A 24,127-nucleotide genomic window follows, 5' to 3' on the forward strand; every position below is an offset into this window, starting at 1 on the left:
GCCCTCCACCGCGGCACGGTGCTACCGCCAGTGCGGCTCGCGGTGGAAGGGCGTCCGGGGAGACAGACGCCCGAGCCTCCATTCCTTGAGGGTGGAGGCTCCTCGAACCTTCATCGGACATAGAAGCGGTTCTTGCGACCGTCAAACTCCGGTCCGCGCGAGATGCGGCGGCGCTCGTGGCGCGGCATCCGTCCGCTGGCGTTCACTCCGGGTGCAGAGCCCCTGTGCGCCGCGGGCGGGCGGGTCCACGCTGCGAGCCCTCACGTCCCAGGAGGACAACCGCATGTCATTCGAGGCACGCCCCCCGACCGAGGCCGAGACCGCCGAGACGCCGCCACAGCAGGCACCGGCCGAGCTCGCCACCACCGTGCTGACGCCCAGTGAGGCCGGCGCGGTGAGCAAGCGGTCTCCCGGCAAGCCGGGCCCCTCCACCCGCCGGGCCCGCACCGCCGCGAAGCGGAAGCCGGGGGCGAAGACGCCCTCCAGCGCGAAGAAGGCCGCACGGAAGGTCTCCCCCGGCCAGGGCATCCGCAAGCGCTCCGCCACCGCCGCGGCGAAGAAGAGCGGTGGCTGGAAGGCCGGGCCGCGCGTGGCCGGCCGCAAGCCGAGCGCCGCGCAGAAGGCGGCCACCAAGAAGACTCCCACCCGCAAGACCGCGGCGGCCCGGACGAAGCGGGCCACCGGGCGCGCGGGCGGCACCCCGAGCCGGACCGGGAAGGGCACCCGCACCGGCAGCGCTCGCACCACCGGCGCCCGCCCCGGCAGTCGCTGACCTACTTCAGCTCGAGCTCCGCCGCCTCACCTCCCGCGCGGCGGAGCGCATTGACGAGCCGGTGCGCATGACGCGTCGTCTCCGGCTCGCGGTACTTCGGGCTCACCTTCAGCACCAGCTCCACCGCGGTGGGCAGGTCCATCAGGTGGCCCGGCGACACGTACACGGGCTGCACGCCCTTGCGCGTGCGCACCGCCATGCCCACCACCTCGCCCCTGTGAATGATGGGCGCGGTGGAGCCTCGCGCGTCTCCCAGCTTGCCGTACGTGCCCACCAGCAGCGACTTGGCGCACCCGATGGAGGGAACGCCGAACAGCAACCCGCCGTGACACGCAATCCCCATCCGGCGCGGGTGCGCCGTCCCCTGTCCATCGAAGATGACCACGTCGGGCCGCACGGTGAGCCGCTCCCACGCGGCGGCCACGATGGGCAGCTCGCGAAACGACAGCAGGCCCGGCACGTACGGGAAGGTCAGCGCCACGGCCGCGCCGGACTGCGCCACCGGCGCCAGCGTGGCCACGTCCAGCACCACGATGCCGCCGAAGCCCGTGTCCCTCCCCTTCTCCGTGGAGATGTCCGCGCCCGCGATGCGCTCCACCTTCAATCCCGGCGGAGGCCGCAGCACCACCTGCTCGGCCAACCGGCGTTGCAGCGCCACCGCCTCCGAGGGCGTGACATCCCAGCGGCTCACCTCCGGCTGAAGCTCCATGCGCGCGGCTCTCCTCGCGACTCCCTCCCTCAATCTGGTGCCCCAGCGCCCCAAGGCAACCCACCACGTCAGCTCCCTTTCACCCGACCGTGGAATAACAAACACCGGTGCGCCCTCGCGGGCAAATCCGGTGTTCCTTGGCTCACTGCCCTCTGGGGAGCCCGGCACCTTGGCCATCACAACGCGCGTAGGGTGGACCTTCCCAGGCACTCGTGAATCCGCTCCGGCGGGCCTCACCCCGAGTCGAGCCTGGGAATTCATCGGGGTGGGGCCGCCGGCAGCAGCACGTGCTGGAGGCCGTGATGCGTCGATTTCTCGCAGGCTGTCTCACAATGTCCGCGCTGATGTGGGCCGGGCCCGCCACTGCGTCCGAGTGTGGCTACACGGCCGCCGGCTGGAACGCGCCCAACGGCGCGGTGGTGTTCGACCGCGGCGCGGGCCCCATCCGCAACGTGATTGACGCCATTGGCGAGTACCGCACGCACTCCATGCTGTCCCACGGCACCGGCGGCGGCGTGTCCCACGCCACCATGAAGGACCCCGACCAGAACGGCTGGCCCACCGTGTGTGGCACCCCGCTCAACGTCAATCAGCTCCAGTACGGCTACCCCGGCCTGGAGCAGATAAACCAGGGCGGCATCTACCACTATATGTACGACCCGAACGGGTATGGCCCGGAGTGGACCGCGTGGCAGCTCGGCGATGCCATGGGCGCGGCGCAGGTGGCGGACAACCTCTGGTACAACCACCCCTACGTCAGCGACGTGTCGCGCGTCGACGCGAACCAGTACATCGACCGGCCGATATGGAACGGGGCGCGAGTGCCCTACTCGCTGTTCCAGTACCGCGACCTGCAGACCGTCAATCAGATGCCCGGCAGCGCGGCGAACAACGGCATGGTGTGCTCCACCTTCCTGGCCTACGCGCACCACTACGCGGGCCGGGGCTACGTCTCCGCGTACACCTACTCGCATGACCGCATCGCCACCGCGTCCAACTCGCTCTACTCGGGCGTCTACAACCACTGCAAGTCGTCGCTCGGCTGGTTCGAGAACGCGGCGCTGACCGTCATCTGCCCCATCTTCTGGAACGTGTGCGGCAACGCCGGGAACCAGGTGACGAACTGCATGTCCGCCAACCGCTGCGACACCAGCAGCAGCAGCATCTGGAAGGGCGTGCGCGACGACGGCTCCACCACCGCCACGTCCATCAGCCCGGACCGCGTCGGCGGCTGGGGCGTCCACCCCATCTCCACCACGCTGTGGGCGAGCGATTACTCGCACCAGCTCCAGTGGAACTCGGGCGGCAACGTCTACGGCTGCTGGCAGTAGGTGCGGGTTTCTCGAAGCGACGAGAGGAGCGCTCGGAATGAAACCGGACGACCGTCCCTTCTGGAAGCGGCGCCAGGCCTGGATGCTGGGCCTGGCCGCCGTGGCACTCGTGGCCGGGTGGCTGCTGTCCGGGAGCCGGGAGGCTCCGCTCACGCCTGCCCCGGCCGCGGAGGGGCCCTCGGCCTCCAGGCCCGTGGAGACTCCGCCCACACCTCCGCCCGCCGCCACGCCCACGACCCTGGCCGTGGGGGCGGAGCCCACCCCAGCGCCGGTGCCTCCGCCCGTCATCGACGCGGTGACGGTGGAGAAGCAGGAGGTGTGCTCCGGCGAGGACAACCTCATCAGCGTCCGCGCGCACTCGCCGGACGGGAATGACTCGTACCTGCACACCACCATCGGCACGGGCACCGGCATGCGCGTGCCCCTGCGAGTGTGGCTGGAGCCGGATGGGACGTACGAGCCCCCCGTGGTGACGGTGTTCGGCAAGGACAACGTGGCCACGTCGGTGCCGGTGCCCCGGTACAAGGTGAAGCCCTGCGAGCCCGAGCGCCTCGTCGACGTCTATTCCCGGCGGCTCCCCAACGCCGACGAGGACTACGAGTTCCTGGCCCGGGTCATCGAACTGAAGAAGCGGGACGCACCGCCGCGCCCGCCCTTCGCGCCGGTGAAGTTCGTGTGGACCTTCGACGACCAGCACACGGTGACGACGACCACGCCCGTGGTGACACATACGCTGGGCGCTGGAGGGACGCGGCCCTGGGCCATGTACTTCCAGCACCTCGTCCGCGTGGATGTCTTCGATTCGCAGGGCCGGAGGGTGACGGGCCGCTCGTCGCTCCAGGTGCTCAATACGTCGTTCGAGAACTTCGACAAGAAGGGTGTCGTCACGGTGCTGGCGCGGGGCACCCCGCGCTTCCCGGAGCTGGGCGAGGACGGCATGGTGCGGCAGACCTTCCGCCTGTACCACGCCTGGAAGGGGCTGGTGCGCCTGGAGCGGGTGACACTCCTCCGGGCCCGGAAGCCGGAGCCGGGGGCGCCTCCCCTTCCCGAGGATACGGACGAGGTGTCTCTGGGAATCGACACCATTCCCGAGGGCCGCGGAGTGGAGGTGACGGTGTCCCTGGACACGAAGGCCGAGCCGGATGTGTCCATGCTCACCTACTCGCTGGAAGGGCACACGCTGGACGGCCACCCGGCGCGGGGGACGTTCTCCGTGATGCGACCGCCGCCCCGGCCCACGAAGGAGAACAGCACGCCCATCTCCGACCCGCTGCTGATGGCGAAGGTGAAGAAGGCGCGGGAGCTGCTCGGCCAGCCCTACGTCACCGACGAGGACCTCTGGCGCCTGGAGCGCGAGGGGCGCTTCGACGACCTCAACGTGCGGCGCGAGGGGCCCTGACGGCCGGCCACCGGGCGGGAACGAACGTTCCCGTCCGGGCCACGGCTGGCTCCGGCAGCCGGCCATCCGGCGGAACGGACATTCCATTCCACCGCTGCGCTGGGGCCCGGCGGCTGACCATCTGACTGGAATGGACGTTCCGTTCCACCTCCGCGCTGGGGCCCGGCGGCTGACCACCTGGCTGGAATGGACGTTCCGTTCCACCGCCGCGCTCAGCCCGGGCGGCTCGCCATCTGGCATAGACGTTCCATTCCACCGCCGCGCTCCCCCTTCGGCCAGCCGTCGGGCGGAATGGGCGTTCCATTCCATCGCCGGACTCCCCCAGCGGCCGGCCATCTGCCCGGAACGGACGCTCCATTCCACCGCCGCGCTCGCCCCTTCGGCCAGCCATCGGGCGGAATGGACGTTCCATTCCACCGCCGCGCCTGCCCCGGTACCTGGCTACCCGACCGGAACGGACATTCCATTCCGCACCGCGCCCCGCCCGACCGCCGCCCTCCTGGCGAAACGAACGGTCCCTCCAGCGACCGCCCATCTGGCCGGACAGACTGTTCCATCCAGGACCGCGACCGGTGGCCTCGCGGCTTGAACCCGCGGCGCGCTGGTGTGGTGGCATCTCCACGCATGTCCGGCGCCTCTTCGACCCTCCCCGGCTGGCGGGCCCTGGCCCCTCTCCTGGTGCTGTGCTGCGCTCTCCCAGCCGCCGCGCTCGCGGAGGACGCCGGTTCCGCTCCGAGCAGCCCCGTGGTCCATCCCCCTCCGAAGCCCACCACACGGTCGGTGTCCGTGGAGTCACTGGAGGCCCTGGAGCGGCGCATCCTCGGCAAGGGCTGCCGGCCGAGGCTGCTTGGCGACAAGGGCCGCGGCTTCATCGAGGCCCAGCTCCTCTGCGACGCGCACCTGTCCTTCATCCTGGTGCAGGCGGCGCTGGACGGACGCCCGCTACCGGAGACGCCCCGGCGCTTGAAATCGCTGCTCGCGGATGCCCTCGGACGAGCACAGGCCCCCTTCAAGCCGCACGGCGGAAGAGCCGCCGCGGGGCACCCGCTCCCGCTCAGCGTGCTCTACCGGGGCTACGTACTGCTGATGCTCGCGGGCATGGAGCGCGCGGGCATGGCGGATGAGGCGTCCACCGCCCTGTTCGATGCACTGGCCGCGCAGCTCGTGGAGGCGCTGTCCCGGCAGTTGGTGCTTCCCAGCTTCGGGAAGTCGGCCATCTGGCCGTGCGACAGCGCTCCCGCCGCCGCGGGGCTGTTGCTGCACGGGCGGCTGCGGGGCAACGCGGAATCCCGCGCAGCGGGCGAGCGACTCGTCGCGCGACTGGTGGAGCTCGCGGCCCTGCCCACGGGCTTTCCCGCGAAGGTGGACGCGAAGGGCCGCCCCGTGGAGCCCACGCCTCGAGCCACCACCCTGGCCTGGACGGGCGCCTTCCTGGCCATGGCCTCCCACCCGGCGGCGAGGACCTTCACGGACACGCTGGTGGACGATTACTGCGACCGGCCCGCGGGCGACCTCCTCCCGTTCGCCGCGTGTCGCGAGTGGCCCCGAGGCATGAAGGGACGGGAGGACTCCGCCAGCGGTCCGCTCGTGCACGGCGGTTACTCCATCGGGGCAAGCGCGCTGGCCATCGCCGCCACCCGGCTCTCGGACAAGCACTCGCAGTGGCACGCCCACCTGCTCAACGCGGCCCGGGAGATGGGCATCGGCTCCACCCTGGAGAACCCCGGGCATTACCCGCTGGAAGCGGCGCTGTACTGGTGGGGCACCACCGCGCGCCCCTGGTAGGCCCGGCCCTACGGCGTGCCGCGCGCCTGGGCGGTCTTCCCTTCCTTCACCAGGAGGTAGCCGCGGTTCTCCTTCACATCCGGCGTACGCATGGAAGCGAAGAGCGCGGAGGCCTTCACCCATACCCAGCGCTGCTCCGTGGCATTGACGTCCATGACGAGGAACGAGTCGGACTTCGCGTCATACGCCGCCAGCGGCGAGATGTGACCTCCGCCCTGCTGCCCCAGCACGGGCCGGAAGTAGTTGACGATGACGTAGTCCCCCTCCGTCTTGAGGTTCTGCTTCAGCTCCTCGCGCAGGGTGGCGTCCTTCAGCGAGTCATCCAGGACGCGGAGCTTCACGTCCAGCCCCTGCGCCGCGAGCATGCCGGCGAGCTGGCGGAGCTGGATGCCGGCGTCCGACGTGCTCCCCTCGCCGCGCGGCTGGCCGAAGACCTCGGGGCGGGTCTTCACCTCTCGAACCTTGTCGTCGAAGAAGTTGTTCTGGGTGTAGCGGTGGAAGAGGGGGTCGAAGCCCGGGGGAAGCAGCTTGCGGTCCTCATCCGTCACCAGCGACGGGTCCTGCGGCTTCGCCACCGCGTCGTTCCCCATGCGCAGGGCGTTGAGCACGATGACGGAGGACGTGGGGCCACAGAAGGCCTTGTTGCCCTGGGACTCGAACTGGTTGGCCAGGTGGAAGAAGTCCACCTTGTGGCGGCTGCGCTCGAGGCGCTTGATGGACTCGGGCGCGGAGAACGTGACGAGGCCCGGGTCCGCCGGCGCCGTGGGACCCCTGGCGGGAGCCGTCAGCGGCGCGAGGGCGGCGAGCCCACCGCCGAGGACGAGCAGCGTGGTGCGGAGCGTCTTCATGGATGGCGTCTTCATGGAGATGTGTGCGCGGAGCCTGCCACGGGCCCGGGCAGGGCGGAAATCCGACACCCTCGCCGCCCTGCCCGGCCCAGTGACTGCACGCGTCGATCGCGCGTGTTCATTGACAGACCTCTGTCTCATCCCTGGGTGCCGAATCAGGGATAAACCGCCTTTAACGTCGATTCGTTTCACCAGGACAACTCCTTTTCCATGGGTGAAACATGTATCGAAACATCCTGAAGTGGACGTTCTCCGTGGGTGCGCTGGTGTTGCTGGGCGGGTGCGCAACGAATTCGGCGCCATGCAAGGACCCGGCCGCCACGCGGGCCCTGTTGAGCCAGAAGCCCGCCGGGAAGTTCTTCACCGTCCGCAAGAAGGTGCCGGGCGAGTACATCGTCGTATTCAAGACACCGGAGAGCAGCCTCCAGCAGGTCGCGGTGACGCAGGCCACCCAGGGCCTCACCGCGAAGTACGGCGGCACCGCCTTCGCCGTGTACGAGCACGCGCTGCGAGGCTTCGCCGGCAAGATGACCGAGGCCCAGGCGAAGGCCATGGCGCAGGACCCGGCGGTGGACTACGTGCAGGAGAATGGCGTGGTCTCCCTCTTCGAGAGCCAGCCGAGCCCCACCTGGGGCATCGACCGGGTGGACCAGCGCACGCTGCCCCTGGACAAGCTCTACATGTACAACGCCACCGGCCTGGGCGTGCACGTGTACGTGCTCGACACTGGAGTCCGCTACACGCACCGGGAGTTCGGCGGCCGGGCCTCGGTCAGCTTCGACGCCATTGGCGACAGCATGAAGGGCAATGACTGCCATGGCCACGGCACGCACGTGGCGGGCACCGTGGCGGGCAGCACCTACGGCGTGGCGAAGAATGCCTTCATCCACTCCGTCCGGGTGCTCGGCTGCGATGGCTCGGGCTCCACGTCCGGCGTCATCGCGGGCATCGACTGGGTGACGAAGAACCACGAGTCCCCCGCGGTCGCCAACATGAGCCTGGGCGGTGACGTGGACCAGGCCATCGACGACGCGGTCCGCCGCTCCGTCGCCTCGGGCGTCACCTACGTGGTCGCGGCGGGCAACGAGGACGCGGATGCGTGCAAGCACTCGCCCGCGCGCACACCGGAGGCCATCACCGTGGCCGCCACCGACAGCGGGGACAAGCGCGCGTCCTTCTCCAACTGGGGTGACTGCGTGGACGTCTTCGCGCCCGGCAACCGCATCACCTCCGCGTGGCACTACGGCGACAGGGAGACGCGCGTCCTCAGCGGCACCTCCATGGCGTCGCCCCACGTGGCGGGCGTGGCCGCCCTCTTCCTGGAGCTCAACCCCCAGGCCGCGCCCGATGCCGTCACCAGCGCCCTGATGACCAACTTCACCCCGGACACGGTGGCCAACCCGGGCTGGTGCTCGCCGAACCGGATGGCCTACTCGGGCTTCATTGGCGCCGTGCCGCTGATGCCCACCGTCCAGACGGAGCCGGCCTCGGCGCCCGCTCCCGTCTCTAGCGGCACCGCGCGGTAGCCCCTCCCCCGCGTCGGTTGCTCCAGGCAGCCCGGCTTCCCTTCCTGGGGGCCGGGCTGTCTGCTGTCCGGCGCCCCGCGGGAGCTCCCGAGGCTGGGCGAGCCCCCGCCCTGGGTTTCACGGGTGCGCGCTCCCTGGCACCCGCCAGCCGCCCCCATGGCTCCCGTGCCTCCGTGGGCATGCCCTGGAGGCGCCTGCGTCAGGAAGCCCCCTCCGCCCGCGTCCCGGCGGGAGCCCCGCCGGCCGCGCTTGTGCGTCCCGCCAGGGGTGCGAGGAGGCACGAGAAACCATGGCGACGCTCAACATCACCTACGACGGGATGTCCGCGGACGTGCCCGTGGAGCTGGACCGGCCGGTGTCGGACGCGGACGTCCGGCGCATCGCGGCGGAGTTGGTGCGCTCCGGCGGTGTGCCCGGGCTGCACCTGTCCCACCTGCGCGAGGACGCGTTCCAGCACTACGTGGTGGACCGGTTCCGCGGTGCGCGCGGCGACGAGCGCATCTACCTGCGCCCCAAGGTGCCCTTCGGCGCCCGGTGAGGTGAGGCCATGCGCATCATCTTCTGTGGCGTGGGGGCCATCGGCTCCACGGCGGCGGTGCTGTGCCGCAACCTCGAGGCCACGCTGGCCTTCATCGACTTCGACCGGGTGGAGTCCAAGAACCTGCTCGCGCAGGCCTACGTGAAGCCCTCGGTGGGGAAGAACAAGGCCGAGGCCCTCAAGCTGCAGCTGCTCAACCTGCACGGGGTGAAGGCCGAGTCCTTCGGCGTGCGCCTCACCCGGGACAACGTGGAGGCGCTGTGCGGCGGCGGTGATTTGCTGGTGGACTGCTTCGACAACCGGGACAGCCGCCTGCTCCTGAGTGAGTACGCCCGGAAGGCGGGCAAGCCGCTGGTCCACGGGGCGGTGAGCGCGGACGGCAACTTCGGCCTGGTGCGCTGGGACGAGCGCTTCACCCCGGACGCCGAGGACACCGCCGGCCAGGCCACCTGCGAGGGGGGCGCCCACCTCCCCCTGCTGGGCCTGCTGGCCGCGACGCTCGCCCGCTCCGTGCAGGACTTCCTCAAGCACGGCGTGAAGCGCGACGCCCTCGTGAATCTGACCGCGGTCGTCCCCACCGCGGGGACCTGAGAGATGGCCTCGGAGCTCCGGCTCCGGGGCCTTTTTCGTTTCAGGGGCGTCCGGAGGCTCCCCCTCCTTATAGGCGCATTGCGTGCTCCCCTCCCCACGCCGCGCCACGAAAAAGAAATCAACGCGCTGTCAGGGATGATTTTCAGCCGCGTCAATTCCCCATGAAAGGAGCGGTGGCCATGAACACGGTGACGCGGACGAGCCCGATGAAGTCGCAGTATCAGCACAACCTCTGGTCCAATGGTTTCGTTGTCCTCCCGTGCATTCGCCCGGTCGCCGCCCCCAGCTTCACCGTGGGACTTCGCGCGTATCACGGCCACCTGCCCGACTCCTGCTGACGCTCCCGTCCTGTCTCCACAGGCGATGCCACGCAGAGGCCGGGCTCCCACCAGGGAACCCGGCCTCGCTGCATTCCGGGCTCCCGACCTCCTTCGGGGACGTAGAGCGTTAGGGGAGGCGCGTCGGCCTGTAGAGCCGGAGCCCGCGAGGGCCCGCTGGGTTCAACTCCCAGCGTCCCCATCTTCCGCAGCAGCAGCACCAGTCCTGGGTGTAGCTCAGTCTGGCCAGAGCGCACGGTTCGGGTCCGTGAGGCCGCAGGTTCAAATCCTGTCACCCAGATAGGCAGCATAGAAGCACCGCAGCACACGGGGTATGGCTCAAAGGCAGAGCTCTCGCTTGATAAGCGGGCGGTCCCGGTTCGAGTCCGGGTGCCCCGACAGACGCAGCTCTCTGACAACTGAATCGCAGTGGTGAAAGCACGCCGCCCGCTCTCTTCAGGGGCGGCACGCAAACACCTCCGTAGCTCAACGGCTGAGCACCCGGCTCTTACCCGGGCGGTGAGGGTTCGAATCCCTCCGGAGGTACTCACGCGGGTGTCGTCCAGCGGCAGGATTTCGGTCTCCCATACCGACGACACGGGTTCGAATCCCGTCACCCGCTCTCACACATACCGGAGTGGTCAAACGGCTCACGACGGCGGAATCTGACTCCGCAAGCGCAGGTTCGACTCCTGCCTCCGGTTCTCTCGCAACACGCAGCACATTCCCTGGTAGCTCAATGGCAGAGCACGCGGCTGTTAACCGCGGGGTTGAAGGTTCGAGTCCTTCTCAGGGAGCTGTTTCATGGCCTGTTCCGCCTGGGGCGGCAGCGGTCTGCAAAACCGTTTGGGGCGGGTTCGACTCCCGCACTGGCCTCTCACCGCAGCACATGCCGGCCTGGCGTAGGTGGTCCGCGCGCCTGTCTGAAGCACAGGAGGACTCGGTTCGATTCCGGGGGCCGGCACTCGTAGCACCGCAGCACGTAGCACCCTCATAGGCCGCGCTCCGGATGAGCAGCACCGACTCCAAATTGGCGCCAGCGGGGCTCGACACCCCGGCGGCCTGTTTCAACCGCTCCTGTAGCTCAGATGGTAGCAGCACCGGTTTCGTAAACCGGGGGTCGTCGGTTCGAGCCCGACCGGGAGCACTCGTCGTACCGCAGTCCCTTCATGGGGCCATGGCTCAATGGGAGAGCGCTCGGCTTGCACCCGAGACGTCCGGGTTCGAATCCCGGTGGTTCCACTTCACGCCCCTGTAGCTCAGTGGATGAGAGTGCACGGCTCCGAACCGTGAGGCCGCAGGTTCAATTCCTGCCAGGGGCACTGACACACACGCTTCCGTAGCTCAGTGGATTCAGAGCGGGCGCGTCCTAAGCGCACGGTCGCAGGTTCGAGTCCTGCCGGGAGCACACACACGACTTTTCTGCGGAGTGGGACCGGACGTCCCACCGGGCCTCATAAGCCTGGGTCGCAGGGTTCGACTCCCTGCTCCGCAACTTCATGCACGCCGAGCCAGCTGGAGACGGCGACGGTCCCACACACCGTATCGGCCGGGTTCGATCCCCGGGGCGTGCACACGCAGTCGCAGTGAGAGGTCAGAGGAAGCTCCCGAAGCACGTCCGCGTAGCCCAACTGGGAGAGGCCGCCGGCTCAAACCCGGCCGAGTGCGAGTTCGAATCTCGCCGTGGACAACAACCCCGAGAGGCACCGTGTCATGGAGACGCTGGTTCTCAGTCAGTCCTACGAGCCCGTCGCGCGAATCCCCTGGCAGCGCGCGGTGATGCTCATCTTCCAGGGGAAGGTCGAGGTGGTCGAGGAGTACGAGGACCGCTTCGTGCGCTCGGTGACGGTGGCGGTGCGCATGCCCTCCGTCATCCGCTTCATCCGCGGGCTGCGCAAGGGCCCCAAGGGCGTGAAGTTCAGCCGGGAGAACGTGTACCTGCGCGACAACTGCCGCTGCCAGTACTGCGGCGTGAAGGTGTCGCGGCCCGAGGCCACGTACGACCACGTCCTCCCCCGCGCCCAGGGGGGCAAGACGTGCTGGGAGAACGTCGTCATCGCGTGTGTGCCCTGCAACCAGAAGAAGGGCAACCGCACGCCCGCGGTGGCGAAGATGGCGCTGCGGAGCACTCCGGTGAAGCCGAAGAAGCTGCCGGAGGCGCTGCACCTGACCTTCATGTTCGAGAAGGGCATGCCCGTGTCGTGGGCGAAGTTCCTCGGGGACGTCGCGTACTGGCACGTGGAGCTGGAGGAGTGAGGTCGCGGATCGAAGGGGGGCCACCAGAGGTGGCCTCCGCCCCTCGGGGGTAGGAGGTACCGCCAGAGGCGGGCCTCCCGCTCCGCGCTACCTCCCCGCGCGCCGGCAGGCGGGAACGCTGCTGCCGGCACTTTTTTCTGGGAGGTCGACGCCGGAGGCCGGCGGCCCGTTTCGAAAACGGTGCGAGCGACATGCGCGCTTGGGGTTCGAGTCCCCTGCCTTCCGCTGTGTTGTCTGGAGCATGCGGGCCGGGTGGCCGGCCGCCTGGCTGGAGACCAGGAGGGCCCCTCGGGGCTCGTGGTTCGACTCCACCTTGCTCCGCTCGCCGTACGTCTCATGGAAGTTGGACTGGCGATGGCGCCAGGCCCCGCTGCTACCGGGTGCGAGCCGGACTTCCGGCTTGAGGTTCGAGTCCTCCGACTTCCGCTTCACCTGCCCTCCGGGGCCAGGGCCCGCTCCGGGTGTGCGCCGGATGACGCGCGCCCGATACCGGCACACGGCATGGCCGGCCGCCGCGTCGTCCCTAGCCTCCCCGGCACCGGCACACCCGGTGCTGGGAAAGGAACACGCATATGACGTACTTCCGGAGGGGCCGCTGGGCGGCGGCGGGGCTGGGCTTTCTCGCCGTCGTGGGAGGTGTCGCGCTGGGATGCGGGTCGGAGGACTCGCCGGCGCCCACGCAGGACCAGCACGCCGAGGACACCGTGGGTGCCGAGGACAGGGAGCGCATCGAGAAGGGCCTGGAGCTCTCCCCCGTGCCGGTGAACCTGGAGGGCCTGGACAGGGACCTGGTGGGACTGGGCAGCTACATCGTCAACGCCCAGGGCGCGTGTAATGACTGCCACACCAACCCGCCCTTCGCCCCCGGGGGCAATCCCTTCCTGGGGGAGCCCGAGCGCATCAACACCGAGCACTTCCTGGCGGGCGGGATGGTCTTCGGCACTGTGGTGTCCCCCAACATCACCCCGGACGAGGAGGGCCTGCCCGGGGGCTACACCCTCGAGGAGTTCCTGGAGTTGATGCGCACCGGCCGCGAGGCGGACGAGGAGGACGAAATCCTTCAGGTGATGCCCTGGCCCATCTACGCGAAGATGACGGACAGGGACCTGCGGGCCATCTACGAGTACCTGCGGTCCATTCCCCCGGCCCAGCCGGGGACGGCGCCCGCTCCGGCGCCCTGAGGGCGGCCGCTCGCGGCCCGGCCCCGGCCTTCCGGGGCCCTCGGGCGGCCTCTCGGGATTGCGCGCTCACCACGGCGGTTCAGCAAGGTTAGAGTGCGCATCCGCGAGGGGGCGTCTGACGACATGGCGACGAGGAAGAGCAGCGAGGACCAGGAGCGGCTCATCGACCGCGACCTCACGGCGCTGGCCCGCGAGGGCAAGCTGCCGGCCGCGCACGGGGTGGATGCCGCCGTGACGGAGGTGCTCGGCCTGCTGACGCGGGGCGGCAAGCACCCGCTGCTGGCGGGGGAGCCCGGTGTGGGCAAGAGCGCGCTCGTGCAGGAGGTGGCGCGCCGCATCGCGGAGGGGCGCGTGGACGCCGAGCTGGCCCAGGGCCGGCTGGTGGAGGTGTCCGTCGCCAACATCCTCGCGCGCAGCACCCAGCGCCAGGCGGCGGAGAGCTTCGAGGAGCTGCTCGCGCACCTGGGCCGGCACTCCTGCCCCATCATCTACATCCGGGATTTGCCGGCGGCCCTCGGAGGGCCCCTGGCCCCGGTGGCCGTGCGCGCGCTGCGCACCGGCGGCCTGCGCTTCATCTTCGAGACGGAGCCCAAGCGCGTGCAGGAGCTGCTGCGCTCGGACGAGGCGCTGGCCGAGCGGCTCCACCTGCTGCCCCTCCACGAGCCGCCGCTGGACAAGGCGCGCTGGGTGCTGGGCCGGGTGGCCGAGGAGCTGGAGAAGGAGCTGCGGCTGCCCATCGACCCGGCCGCGTGCGACCTGGCCCTGCGCCTGTCGTCCAAGTTCCTGCTGGCGCAGCGGATGCCGCGCAAGGCGATAGAGCTGCTCAAGGAGACGGCGGCGGAGGCCGCGGGCGCGGCCAAGGACCATGTGGGCCCCGAGGACGTGCTCACCCGCTTCTGCGCCGCCACGCGCCTGCCGCGCTTCGTGGTGGACGACGCGATGCCGCTGGATTTGGAGGAGACGGAGCGCTTCTTCGGCGAGCGGCTGCTGGGCCAGACGGACGCGGTGGCCGCGGTGCTGCGCTCGGTGGCGCTCTTGAAGGCGGGGCTGAACGACCCGCGCCGGCCGCTGGGCGTGTTCCTCTTCGCGGGCCCCACGGGCGTGGGCAAGACGCAGCTCGCGAAGCTGCTGGCGGAGTACCTCTTCGGCTCGGCGGACAGGCTGGTGCGCCTGAACATGGCGGACTACCCCAACGACGGCGACGAGAGCGTCCCGTTCGGCGCGGCGTGGGCCCCCGCCCTGGAGACGCGGCGCGGAGAGCTGAGCGCGCTCCTGGACGGCAAGGTGTTCACCGTGCTGCTGCTCGACGAGTTCGAGAAGGCGGCGCGCAGCGTGCACGACCGCTTCCTCCAGCTCTTCGACGAGGGCACCTTCGTCAACGGGGCCGGGGAGACGGTGTCGTGCAACAACACGCTCATCGTCGCCACCTCCAACGTGGGCGCGGAGGTGTACCGCGAGTCCGGCCTGGGCTTCGTGGGGCACAAGCGCGCGGAGGAGATGGTGATGGAGGTGGACCGCCGCATCGGCGAGGCCTTCCGTCCGGAGTTCCTCAACCGCTTCGACGCCATCTGCCACTTCCGGCCGCTGTCCAAGGTGGACATCCGCAAGATTGCCCAGCGCGAGGTGGGCCGCGTGCTGGAGCGCGAGGGCATCCGCGCGCGCTCGCTGGACGTGGAGGTGACGCCGCAGGTGGTGGACCTGCTGGTGGAGCGTGGCTACTCGCCGCAGTTCGGCGCGCGCTACCTGCAGCGTGAAATCGAGAAGACGCTCACCGCGGCGCTGGCGGTGGAGATTGCGCGCAAGCCGCTGCCTCCGGGCACGCCGGTGCGGGTGGAGGCACGGCCCGGGGGCCGGGTGGTGGCGGTGGCCGAGCCGGCGCTGCCGCCTCCGTCGCCCACCGCGCAGCTCCTCCTGCCGTCCGCGCGCGCGGCCCCGGTGAAGCGGCGGCTGGACCGCAAGTCGCTCCTGTTCGAGATGGACCGGCTGGTGGGCAAGACGCGGGCGCTGGCGGCCTCGGCGGGCCGGCCGGAGCTGGAGCAGCGGCGCGCGTCGCTGCTGGCGGAGACGCAGGCGCCCAACCTCTGGGACGACCCCACGCGCGCGGCGGAGGTCATCCGGGCCTTCCGCACGGTGGAGGCCCACATCAACGAGATGGACCGGCTGGAGGCCGCGTGCCTCTTCGCGCGGCGGCTGGTGCGCGAGGCGAAGAACGAGGTGCAGCTCGCCTCCGCGGCGAAGCAGGTGGAGGACGTGGCGCGCGAGGTGCAGATGGCCGAGGCGCTCAACGCGTCCGGTGCCACGACGCAAGACAACGAGGCGCTGGTGGACATCTGCGCCAGCGACTCGGCGGAGACGCAGGAGGCCTGGGTGCAGGAGCTGGCCACCATGTACCTGGGCTGGGCGCAGCGGCGCGGCTACGAGGCGGTGGCGGTGGCCGAGGCGGAGGAGCCCGCGCGCGTGGTGGTGCGAATCGCCGGCCCGGGCGCGTACGGCTTCCTCGCGGGCGAGGCGGGCATGCACCGGCGCCTGGAGGACGAGAAGCGCCAGCGCGCCTACGTGCGCGTGCACCGCGGCGGCGCGCTGCCGGCGGAGGACCTGGAGCTGCTGGACGTGCAGGGCCGGCCGGTGAAGGCCCACGAGGGCGCCTACCTGCAGCGCGTGCGCACCGAGGTGACGGTGAAGGACGAGTCCACCGGGCGCGTGCTCACCCTCACCGGCGCGGGCGAGCTGGACGAGCTGAAGGACATCGCCGCTCGCGTGGTGTCCGGGCAGGCGGGCGCCACGGACGAGGCGCGGCGCTACTACGTGGGCCGTGGAGCCCGGGTGGAGGACCCGCGCACCGGCGCCGGCACCCCGCGCGTGAAGGACGTGATGCGCGGCGAGCTGGACGTCTTCATCGCCGCGTGGATTTCCCGCCCGCCCGCGGACCCTCCCGCCACGGGGAGCTGAAAGGGCGGGAGCCACGTGGGGCCCCCGCCCTCGGCGGGTGAAGCGCTGCTACCAGGTCAGCTCGAGCGCGAAGTCCGCCCGGGCGTTGTTGTCCTCACGCAGCTCATGCTCCGACTGGTACGCGTCCACGATGGCGCCCAGGTAGAACGACCCGACGTTCGGTGCCGCGGGCGGCCGGTAGGCCGGCGCCTGCACGCTGAGCGTCACGCACTGCCCCGCCGCCAGCGGGCTCACCTGCACCGAGCCCACCGGCTGCTGGTCCATGGGCATGGGGCCCGGGCCCGGGGGCGTGAGCGTGGTGTCCATGGAGATGTACAACGCCATGTAGGGCTGGTTGTAGGAGTACTCGGTGCCCTGGTTGCACACCTCCACGGTAGCGGTGAAGGTGTCGCCCTCACGCACGGTGGCGGGGGCGCTCAACTGCTTCACCACCAGGTCGGCGCGGTTGCCCACGCCCATCAGGCCGCTGACGAAGACGTTGTTGTCCTCGCGCAGCTCCTGCTCCGACTGGTACGCGTCCACGATGGCGGCCAGGTAGTAGGCGCCGTCGCCCTGCGCGCCGGGAGGCGGATGCGCCGTGGCCTGCACGGGGAGCGTCTCACACTGCCCCGGGGCGAGCGGGCCCACCTGCACCGCCCCCACCATCCGCTGGTCCATGGGCATGGGGCCCGGGCCCGGAAGGGTGAGCGTGGCATCCATGGACAGGTACAGCTCCACCTGCGTGTTGCCGTACATGGAGCCAGGCTCCGTGCCCTGGTTGCACACCTTGACGGTGGCAGTGAAGGCGTCACCGGGCCGCACGCTGACGGGCCCGCCCACCTCCGTCACCACCAGGTCCGAGCGGTAGCCCACGCCCACCTGACCACCCACGGTGCTGTTGTTGTCCTCGCGCAGCTCCTGCTCGGACTGGAACGCGTCCACGATGGCGCCCAGGTAGTAGGCGCCGTCGCCCTGCGCGTCGGGAGGCAGGTTCGCGTTCACATTCACATCCTGGGTCACGCACTGTCCCGCATTCAGCGACGGCAGCGACAGAACGCCGATGGGCGCCTGATCCGTGGGCATCGGCATGCCCGGACCCGACATGACCGGAGCGGTGAGCGTGGTGTCCATGGACAGGTACAGCGCCACCTGAGGCGGGTTGTAGGTGTACTCGGTGCCCTGGTTGCACACCGTCACCGTGGCGGTGAACGGGTCGCCGCCGCGCACGCTGGCGGGCCCGCTCAGCTCCGTCACCACCAGGTCAGCGCGGTAGCCCACGCCCATCAGGCCTCCCACGGTGCTGTTGTTGTCCTCGCGCAGCTCGTACTCGGACTGGTACGCGTCCACGATGGCGCCCAGGTAGTAGGCGCCGTCGCCCTGCGCGTCGGGAGGCAGGTTCGCGTTGACGTTCGTGCTCCGCGTCACGCACTGCCCCTCGCTCAGTGTCGGCAGGCTCACGACGCCAATCGGCCGCTGGTCCGTGGGCATCGGCATGCCCGGGCCCGACATGACTGGAGCCGTCAGCGTGGCGTCCATGGACAGGTACAGCTCCACCTGAGGTTGGTTGAAGGTGGCCGACGTGCCCTGGTTGCACACCGTCACCGTGGCGGTGAACGAGTCGCCGCCGCGCACGCTGGCGGGCCCGCTCAGCTCCGTCACCACCAGGTCGGAGCTGGTGCCCACGCCCATCAGGCCGCTGATGAAGGTGTTGTTGTCCTCACGCAGCTCCTGCTCGGCCTGGTACGCGTCCACGATGGCACCCAGGTAGTAGGCGCCGTCGCCCTGCGCGTCGGGAGGCAGGTACGCATTGACGTTCGCGCTCCGCGTCACGCACTGCCCCACGCTCAGCGGCGGCAGGCTCACGATGCCAATCGGCCGCTGGTCCGTGGGCATCGGCATGCCCGGGCCCGACATGACCGGCGCCGTCAGCGTGGTGTCCATGGACAGGTACAGCTCCACCTGCGACTGGCTGTAGGTGGTCGTCGTGCCCTGGTTGCACACCGTCACGGTGGCGGTGAAGGCGTCACCGGGCCGCACACTGACCGGACCCGACAGCTTCGTCACCACCAGGTCGGAGCGGTTGCCCACGCCCATCAGGCCGCTGATGAACGCGTTGTTGTCCTCACGCAGCTCCTGCACCGACTGGTAGGGGTCCACGATGGCACCCAGATAGAAGGAGCCGCCTCCCGTGGCATCCGGCGGCATGTTCGCCGTGACATTCACATCGCGAGACAGACACTGCCCCACGTTCAGGGAGGGAAGCTGCACGGCGCCAATCGGCCGCTGGTCCGTGGGCATCGGCATGCCCGGGCCCGGCATGAGCGGACCGGTGAGCGTGGTGTCCATGGACAGATACAGCTCCACGAAGGGCTGCTCGTAGGCGCGCTCGGTGCCCTGGTTGCACACCGTCACGGTGGCGGTGAAGGCGTCACCGGGCCCCACACTGGCCGGACCCGACAGCTTCGTCACCACCAGGTCAGAGCGGTTGCCCACGCCCATCAGGCCGCTGATGAACGCGTTGTTGTCCTCGCGCAGCTCCTGCTCGGACTGGAACGCGTCCACGATGGCGCCCAGGTAGTAGGCGCCATCACCCTGTGCATCGGGAGGCAGGTACGCATTGAAGCTCGCGCTCTGCGTCACGCACTGGCCCGCGCTCAGCGGCGGCAGATTCACGGCGCCAATCATCCGCTGGTCCGTGGGCATCGGCATGCCCGGGCCCGACATGACCGGCGCCGTCAGCGTGGTGTCCATGGACAGGTACAGCGCCACCTGAGGCGGGTTGTAGGTGTACTCCGTGCCCTGGTTGCACACCGTCACCTTCGCCGTGAAGGAGTCACCGCCGCGCACGCTGACCGGTGCCGTCACCGCCGTCACCACCAGGTCGGCGCGGTTGCCCACGCCCATCAGGCCACCCACGAAGGCGTTGTTGTCCTCGCGCAGCTCCTGCTCGGACTGATACGGGTCCACGATGGCGCCCAGGTAGAAGGCACCGTCGCTCCCGCCGGACACCGGCGGCGTCTGCGCATAGGCGTTCACGCTCCGGGTCACGCACTGCCCCGCGCTCAGGGTGGGAAGCTGCACGGAACCAATCATCCGCTGGTCGCCAGGCATCGGCGCGCCCGGGCCCGACATGGACGGAGCCGTGAGCGTGGTGTCCGTGGACAGGTACAGCTCCACATGAGGATTGCTGTACCCACCGTTGGAGACCGTGCCCTGGTTGCACACCGTCACGGTGGCGGTGAAGGCATCACCGGGCCGCACGTTGGCGGGCCCGCTCACCCGCGTCACCACCAGGTCGGAGCGGTAGCCCACGCCCATCAGGCCGGACACGTGGGCGTTGTTGTCCTCGCGCAGCTCCAGCTCCGAGGAGTAGGGGTCCACGATGGCGCCCAGGAAGTACGCCCCATCACCCTGCGCGTCCTGCGGCAGCCAGGCGGACACCTGCGCGCTCTGCGTCACGCACTGGCCCGCGCCCAGCGGGGGCATGGACACCTGGCCAATCATCCGCTGGTCCGTGGGCATCGGCGCGCCCGGAGGCATCGGCGTGAGGTCGCCGTCCATGGAGAGGTACAGCTCCACGATGGACGAGTTGTAGCTGGACTCCGTGCCCTGGTTGCACACCGTCACGGTGCTCGTGAAGGGCTCACCGTGCTGCGCGCTGGCGGGCCCGCTCACCTGCGTCACCACCAGGTCCGCGCGGTAGCCCACGCCCATCAAGCCGGACACGTGGGCGTTGTTGTCCTCGCGCAGCTCCTGCTCGGACTGGGACGGGTCCACGATGGCGCCCAGGTAGTAGGCGCCGTCACCCTGCGCATCGGGAGGCGGATACGCGTTGACGTTCGCGCTCCGCGTCACGCACTGGCCCGCGCTCAGCGGCGGCAGATTCACGATGCCAATCGGCCGCTGGTCCGTGGGCATCGGCGTGCCCGGGGGTGGAGGCATCGGCGTGAGGCTGTCGTCCATGGAGAGGTACAGCTCCACGGAGGGCGGGTTGTAGGTGTACTCGGTGCCCTGGTTGCACACCGTCACCGTGGCGGTGAAGGCGTCACCGGGCCGCACGCTGGCCGGGCCCTTCACCTCCGTCACCACGAGGTCGGAGCGGTAGCCCACGCCCATCAGCCCGGACACGTAGGCGTTGTTGGTCTCATCCGCCTCGGTCAGCGCCTGGAAGGCATCGACGATGGCACCCAGGTGGTAGGCGCCTTCACCCTGCGCGTCCGGGGGCAGGGACGCGTAGGCGTTCACGCTCCGAATCACGCACTGCCCCGGGTCCAGCGGGGGCACGTCCACGGAGCCGACCAACTGCTGGTCCGTCGGAGGGGGCGTGCCGCCTCCCGGCATCGACAGGCTGGTGTCCGTGGAGAGGTACAGCTCCAGCCAGGGCCAGTTGTAATACGTGGTCGCGGGGTCCGAGCCCTGGTTGCACACCTTCACGTCAGCCGTGAAGGCGTCACCGGTCCGGACGCTCCGGGGCGCGGATATCTCCGTCACCACCAGGTCCGGGCCGGGCTGCAAGGCGCTCGACCGCGTCTGCACCTGAGGCCGGGTGTCCTCGGGAGGGGGGCTCGCTACGCCTCCACACCCGGTTCCCGCGAACAATCCCATGACCAGCCACAATGGCGTGGTTCTCGCTACACGTTGCTGCCTATTCATGGAGTCTCCCGCTGCGGCGTCCTTCTGGGCACGCCGACAGCGGCGGGCCCTCACTGCGGACGCACGCTTAAGCTCCTAGCAGGCAGACTGAAAGTCAGAGAAGCACGCACCGGGTATGACTCACAGGCGTGCTTCGGACCGCATGCACGAAGGGTGGGTCCCGAAAGACGACAGCCCATTCGTGGCAGCGCATAGCGGCGAAATCCGTCACATGGCACATGCCGGTGACAAATTGTGTCAGCGGCTCATGCCAGCCACCCTGGTTGGTGGGCTCTGGCGAGGGCCTGAGACCATCGCTCGGACGAACTGACGGGCGCTTTGCGGGAAGGGTCCGCGCGCCAGTTCCGCTCCGGCAGGGTCGAGCACCTTGGCGACGACCTGCTTGAAACCCTTCTGCAGGCCCATGGACTCGTGCGGCTCACCCTTGGAGTCCGCGACCATGAAGAGCGACGTCTCCAGCTCCGGCGGGGGCGCCTCGCCGTGCTGGCGGAACACGTCTCGCATGAGGTCGAGCGACTCCTGGTGGCTCTTGCGAATCTCCCCCTTCGCCATGCCCTTGAAGAGGCCGGGCACGTCCCGCAGGTCCACGTGCACCACCACGATGGGCTTCTCCTTCCGCACGTCGTAGATGAAGTCGTAGACGTGCTGGCGCAGCTCGTCGCGGGTGCCCTTGTTGGCGTACAGGACGACGGTCGGCCGCCCCTCCCCGATGGGGATTTCCCTGCCGAAGACGTCCTTGTTCTCGGCGGCGTGGGCCGGGATGGCCCCCAGCAGACCCAGCAGACATGCGAGCGCGGCGATTTTCCTCATTCAGCGTATCCCTTTCGTCACGTGCTTCCGGAGTCCTGTCCAACACGACCGGTCCCATGCGGAATCCCCAGCCATCGCCGGCGGGCCCCGGCGCACTCCCGTCCTCCATGCCAGGGTTCCCGCGCATGACTGCTTGATTGCCCGGCATCCCTGACCTCTGCTATCGCGCCCCCACCACGCCACATGAACGTGGCGTCAGGTCTGGAGGGGGTGCACCTTGACGACGTCGTTTAAGAATCTGAGAGGGATTGTCACGCTGCTGCTGATGGCGCTGGCAGTGCCCGCATCCGCGGCCAATCCGTTCGAGCAGGGGATGGTGACCATCACCCTGGATGACGGCTGGGCCACGCAGTACACGAAGGCGCGTCCGGCGCTCAATGCGCGCAACATCGACGCCACGTACGCGCTCATCAGCAACGCCCTCGCGCAGAGCTGGGGCGGCTACATGACGACGGCCCAGGTGCGGACGCTCGTGGCCGAGGGCAATGACATCGCCAGCCACACGGCGACGCACCCGGACCTGACGACGGTGTCCGCCACCCAGCTCGCCTCCGAGCTGCAGGACTCCCAGGCGTGGCTGGTGAGCAACCTGAACCTGCCCGCGGTGCCGAACTTCGTCGTGCCCTACGGCCGCTATGACGCCAACGTGCTCACGGCCATCCGCCAGTCCTACGCCAGCAACCGCACGGTGAATGCGGGCCGCAACTTCCGCGACACGCTGATGTACGAGCTGCGCGCCAACGACGTGCACCGCGCGGTGACGGTGAGCACCGTGCGCGGGTGGATTGACCAGGCCATCGCGGAGAAGAGCTGGCTCATCCTCGTGTTCCACGAGTTCGTCGACGGCACGCCGACGCGCGACACGCAGTACCGGACGTCCAACTTCACGGCCATCCTCGACTACATCCAGACCCGCGGCATCCAGACCGTCACCCTGGCCCAGGGCGCGGCGATGATGGAGGGGCGTACCGACCCGGACCCGGCGGCCGGCCTGCCCATCTACGTGGATGGCCTGGAGAGCGGCTTCGACAATTGGAGCTGGGCGACGCACTCGCTCAGCGAGACGGGCGTGGTGCACGCGGGCTCCACGTCCATCAGCTTCGAGCCGGACGGGTGGGCGGGGCTCATGTTCCACCACTCGGGCGTGGACCTGTCCCTGTACCAGTCCGTCGAGCTGTGGGTGCACGGCGGCACCACGGGAGGCCAGGCCGTGCGGCTCGTGCTTCACGACGGCGGCCAGACGCTCGGAAGCATCGGACTGGACGCGGCGCTGGGCGGCCCCATCGCCGCGGGCACCTGGCAGAAGGTGACCATTCCCCTCGCCAACCTGGGCGTGACGTCGGGCACGCTGGTGGACCTGTACTTCCAGGACGACTCGGGCGCGGACCAGGGCACGGTGTACCTGGATGACATCACCCTGATTCCGCGCTGAGCCGCCGTGTGCGCCCGGGCTCCCCGCGCAATGGGGCTCAGGCGCCGGGCGTCAGCTCCCCCTGGACGTGGGGCTGGCCGTCCTCGCCCCTCACGCGATAGGCGACGCCGCCGTCCCGCCGCGCTGTCTGGAACACCACGCGCGAGGGCAGCAGCAGCGGGCGGCGGAACTCCGAGGTGAGCGTGAGCTCGGGGGCCTCCGCCGCCTCGCCCATCTCCGCCACGCAGCGGCCCACCGTCCACATGCCGTGCGCGATGGCGCGTGGGAAGCCGAAGGCGCGCGCGGTCAGCGCATACAGGTGGATGGGGTTGTAGTCACCGGAGGCCCTGGCGTAACGGCGGCCGGTGTCCTCGGGCACGGACCATGTCGCGGGGCGGCTGCTGGCGAAGAGCGCCTCCTCCTCGGCCTCGGCCGTGGCGTTCGCCGGCTTCGCCTCGCGCGGGCGCTCGTCGGCGCGAGGCAGGCGGCGGAGCATGGTGGTGACGGCGCTCCAGACGGGCGTACCCTCCACCTCCACCCGGGTGTGCAGGTCCAGCTCGCGTCCCTGCCGCGCCTCGCGCTGCCCCTCCACCCATACGTGCACGGAGAGCGGGGTGCTCTCCGGCAGGCGGCGGTGCTGGTGGATGCGGTTGCGCACGTGAATCATGCCGAGGAGCCGGTAGGGGAACTCGGGGTGATTGAGCAGCGCGATGTGCAGCGCCCCCACGAGCACCTGGGGGAAGGGCAATGGCAGGTATCCATCGGCGGGAAAGCCACAGACCTCGCGGTAGCGCGCGAGCTGGCGCGCGTCCGGCGCGAAGTGACCCAGCCGCGCCTCCAGCCGGGGCACCTCGCCAGGGCGCGCGGGGCGGCGGGCCACGGCGGCACGCAGCAACTCCCTGGCGAGCGGCGGAGGCGAGGCGAACTCGAGGACGCGCGAAGAGACGGACACGGGGGGGCTCCAGGCGTGAGGCGTTCGGACGCGCCGGCATGGCAGCACGCCCCGCCTCCGGCGGGAAGCAGAGAGTCTCGGGAGGGGTGGAATGGGTGGGGCCCCTTCTCACGAACACGC

At 70.0% G+C, this 24,127-nt stretch carries 16 protein-coding genes and 16 tRNA genes; 27 read left to right on the forward strand and 5 right to left on the reverse strand.

Translation table 11 applies throughout. The features are described 5' to 3' along the window. The first annotated feature begins 283 nt into the window (after window positions 1-283). Window positions 284-772 carry a hypothetical protein gene (locus K8638_RS32460; RefSeq protein WP_223758571.1) on the forward strand — a complete coding sequence of 163 codons (489 nt, stop codon included), beginning with the start codon at window positions 284-286 and terminating at the stop codon, window positions 770-772. A 1-nt stretch (window position 773) separates the two neighbouring features. Here the strand turns inward: K8638_RS32460 and nfi are convergent, their stop codons facing one another. Further along, window positions 774-1,481, reverse strand: coding sequence for a deoxyribonuclease V (nfi, locus tag K8638_RS32465; RefSeq protein ID WP_223758572.1), 708 nt, complete (start codon window positions 1,479-1,481; stop codon window positions 774-776). A gap of 332 nt (window positions 1,482-1,813) precedes the next feature. Here nfi and K8638_RS32470 point away from each other — a divergent pair, with 332 nt between their 5' ends. From K8638_RS32470 to K8638_RS32480, 3 genes are all read left to right on the forward strand, one after another. Then, the gene (locus tag K8638_RS32470; protein ID WP_223758573.1) at window positions 1,814-2,812 is read left to right on the forward strand and encodes a hypothetical protein; all 999 of its coding nucleotides are present in this window, start codon (window positions 1,814-1,816) and stop codon (window positions 2,810-2,812) included. 37 nt (window positions 2,813-2,849) lie between these two features. After that, a complete protein-coding gene (locus K8638_RS32475; RefSeq protein ID WP_223758574.1) occupies window positions 2,850-4,211 on the forward strand; it encodes a hypothetical protein in 1,362 nt (453 codons plus the stop codon). Between the two features lie 780 nt (window positions 4,212-4,991). Then, the gene (locus K8638_RS32480; RefSeq protein ID WP_223758575.1) at window positions 4,992-5,996 is read left to right on the forward strand and encodes a hypothetical protein; all 1,005 of its coding nucleotides are present in this window, start codon (window positions 4,992-4,994) and stop codon (window positions 5,994-5,996) included. Between the two features lie 8 nt (window positions 5,997-6,004). On the opposite strand, the gene K8638_RS32485 is transcribed toward K8638_RS32480, so the two are convergent. Next, window positions 6,005-6,844 (reverse strand): phytochelatin synthase family protein, encoded by an 840-nt coding sequence (locus K8638_RS32485; protein WP_223758576.1) that lies wholly within the window; start codon window positions 6,842-6,844, stop codon window positions 6,005-6,007. A gap of 221 nt (window positions 6,845-7,065) precedes the next feature. Between K8638_RS32485 and K8638_RS32490 the strand changes: the two genes are divergently transcribed. The 22 genes from K8638_RS32490 (at window position 7,066) to K8638_RS32595 (ending at window position 16,202) form a co-directional block, all read left to right on the forward strand. Further along, window positions 7,066-8,370, forward strand: a complete 1,305-nt coding sequence (locus K8638_RS32490; protein WP_223758577.1) for a S8 family peptidase — start codon at window positions 7,066-7,068, stop codon at window positions 8,368-8,370. 289 nt (window positions 8,371-8,659) lie between these two features. Beyond that, window positions 8,660-8,908, forward strand: coding sequence for a hypothetical protein (locus tag K8638_RS32495; protein ID WP_223758578.1), 249 nt, complete (start codon window positions 8,660-8,662; stop codon window positions 8,906-8,908). A gap of 9 nt (window positions 8,909-8,917) precedes the next feature. Further along, the gene (locus K8638_RS32500) at window positions 8,918-9,499 is read left to right on the forward strand and encodes a ThiF family adenylyltransferase (RefSeq protein WP_223758579.1); all 582 of its coding nucleotides are present in this window, start codon (window positions 8,918-8,920) and stop codon (window positions 9,497-9,499) included. A gap of 433 nt (window positions 9,500-9,932) precedes the next feature. Then, a tRNA-Tyr gene (locus tag K8638_RS32505) sits at window positions 9,933-10,018 on the forward strand. Window positions 10,019-10,042: 24 nt separating this feature from the next. Continuing rightward, a tRNA-Pro gene (locus K8638_RS32510) sits at window positions 10,043-10,117 on the forward strand. A gap of 27 nt (window positions 10,118-10,144) precedes the next feature. Continuing rightward, window positions 10,145-10,215 (forward strand) — tRNA-Ile (locus K8638_RS32515). Between the two features lie 76 nt (window positions 10,216-10,291). Beyond that, window positions 10,292-10,362 (forward strand) — tRNA-Lys (locus tag K8638_RS32520). 5 nt (window positions 10,363-10,367) lie between these two features. Then, a tRNA-Gly gene (locus K8638_RS32525) sits at window positions 10,368-10,438 on the forward strand. Window positions 10,439-10,447: 9 nt separating this feature from the next. Next, a tRNA-Gln gene (locus tag K8638_RS32530) sits at window positions 10,448-10,520 on the forward strand. Window positions 10,521-10,541: 21 nt separating this feature from the next. Continuing rightward, window positions 10,542-10,613, forward strand: a tRNA-Asn gene (locus K8638_RS32535). A gap of 9 nt (window positions 10,614-10,622) precedes the next feature. After that, window positions 10,623-10,692, forward strand: a tRNA-Cys gene (locus K8638_RS32540). A 15-nt stretch (window positions 10,693-10,707) separates the two neighbouring features. Beyond that, window positions 10,708-10,780 (forward strand) — tRNA-Phe (locus K8638_RS32545). Between the two features lie 109 nt (window positions 10,781-10,889). Beyond that, window positions 10,890-10,963, forward strand: a tRNA-Thr gene (locus K8638_RS32550). A 24-nt stretch (window positions 10,964-10,987) separates the two neighbouring features. Further along, a tRNA-Ala gene (locus K8638_RS32555) sits at window positions 10,988-11,058 on the forward strand. Between the two features lie 6 nt (window positions 11,059-11,064). Next, window positions 11,065-11,138: transfer RNA gene (locus K8638_RS32560), tRNA-Arg, on the forward strand. A gap of 11 nt (window positions 11,139-11,149) precedes the next feature. Next, window positions 11,150-11,224 (forward strand) — tRNA-Arg (locus K8638_RS32565). Window positions 11,225-11,239: 15 nt separating this feature from the next. Next, window positions 11,240-11,311: transfer RNA gene (locus K8638_RS32570), tRNA-Met, on the forward strand. Window positions 11,312-11,432: 121 nt separating this feature from the next. Then, window positions 11,433-11,506, forward strand: a tRNA-Leu gene (locus K8638_RS32575). 23 nt (window positions 11,507-11,529) lie between these two features. Beyond that, window positions 11,530-12,072 (forward strand): HNH endonuclease, encoded by a 543-nt coding sequence (locus K8638_RS32580; RefSeq protein WP_223758580.1) that lies wholly within the window; start codon window positions 11,530-11,532, stop codon window positions 12,070-12,072. A gap of 236 nt (window positions 12,073-12,308) precedes the next feature. Beyond that, window positions 12,309-12,393: transfer RNA gene (locus tag K8638_RS32585), tRNA-Ser, on the forward strand. A 251-nt stretch (window positions 12,394-12,644) separates the two neighbouring features. Continuing rightward, window positions 12,645-13,253 (forward strand): cytochrome C, encoded by a 609-nt coding sequence (locus tag K8638_RS32590; RefSeq protein ID WP_223758581.1) that lies wholly within the window; start codon window positions 12,645-12,647, stop codon window positions 13,251-13,253. 123 nt (window positions 13,254-13,376) lie between these two features. Continuing rightward, window positions 13,377-16,202 (forward strand): AAA family ATPase, encoded by a 2,826-nt coding sequence (locus K8638_RS32595; RefSeq protein WP_223758582.1) that lies wholly within the window; start codon window positions 13,377-13,379, stop codon window positions 16,200-16,202. Window positions 16,203-16,250: 48 nt separating this feature from the next. Here the strand turns inward: K8638_RS32595 and K8638_RS32600 are convergent, their stop codons facing one another. Then, on the reverse strand, window positions 16,251-20,717 hold the full coding sequence (locus tag K8638_RS32600) for a CARDB domain-containing protein (protein WP_223758583.1): 4,467 nt from the start codon (window positions 20,715-20,717) through the stop codon (window positions 16,251-16,253). A 354-nt stretch (window positions 20,718-21,071) separates the two neighbouring features. Continuing rightward, window positions 21,072-21,644 carry a hypothetical protein gene (locus K8638_RS32605; protein ID WP_223758584.1) on the reverse strand — a complete coding sequence of 191 codons (573 nt, stop codon included), beginning with the start codon at window positions 21,642-21,644 and terminating at the stop codon, window positions 21,072-21,074. A gap of 217 nt (window positions 21,645-21,861) precedes the next feature. Here K8638_RS32605 and K8638_RS32610 point away from each other — a divergent pair, with 217 nt between their 5' ends. Next, window positions 21,862-23,076 (forward strand): polysaccharide deacetylase family protein, encoded by a 1,215-nt coding sequence (locus K8638_RS32610; RefSeq protein WP_223758585.1) that lies wholly within the window; start codon window positions 21,862-21,864, stop codon window positions 23,074-23,076. Window positions 23,077-23,113: 37 nt separating this feature from the next. Here the strand turns inward: K8638_RS32610 and K8638_RS32615 are convergent, their stop codons facing one another. After that, window positions 23,114-24,007 (reverse strand): MaoC/PaaZ C-terminal domain-containing protein, encoded by an 894-nt coding sequence (locus K8638_RS32615; RefSeq protein WP_223758586.1) that lies wholly within the window; start codon window positions 24,005-24,007, stop codon window positions 23,114-23,116. Window positions 24,008-24,127 lie beyond the last annotated feature (120 nt).

Source organism: Myxococcus sp. RHSTA-1-4 (assembly GCF_020037125.1).
In the GTDB taxonomy this organism is placed as follows: Bacteria; Myxococcota; Myxococcia; order Myxococcales; family Myxococcaceae; genus Myxococcus.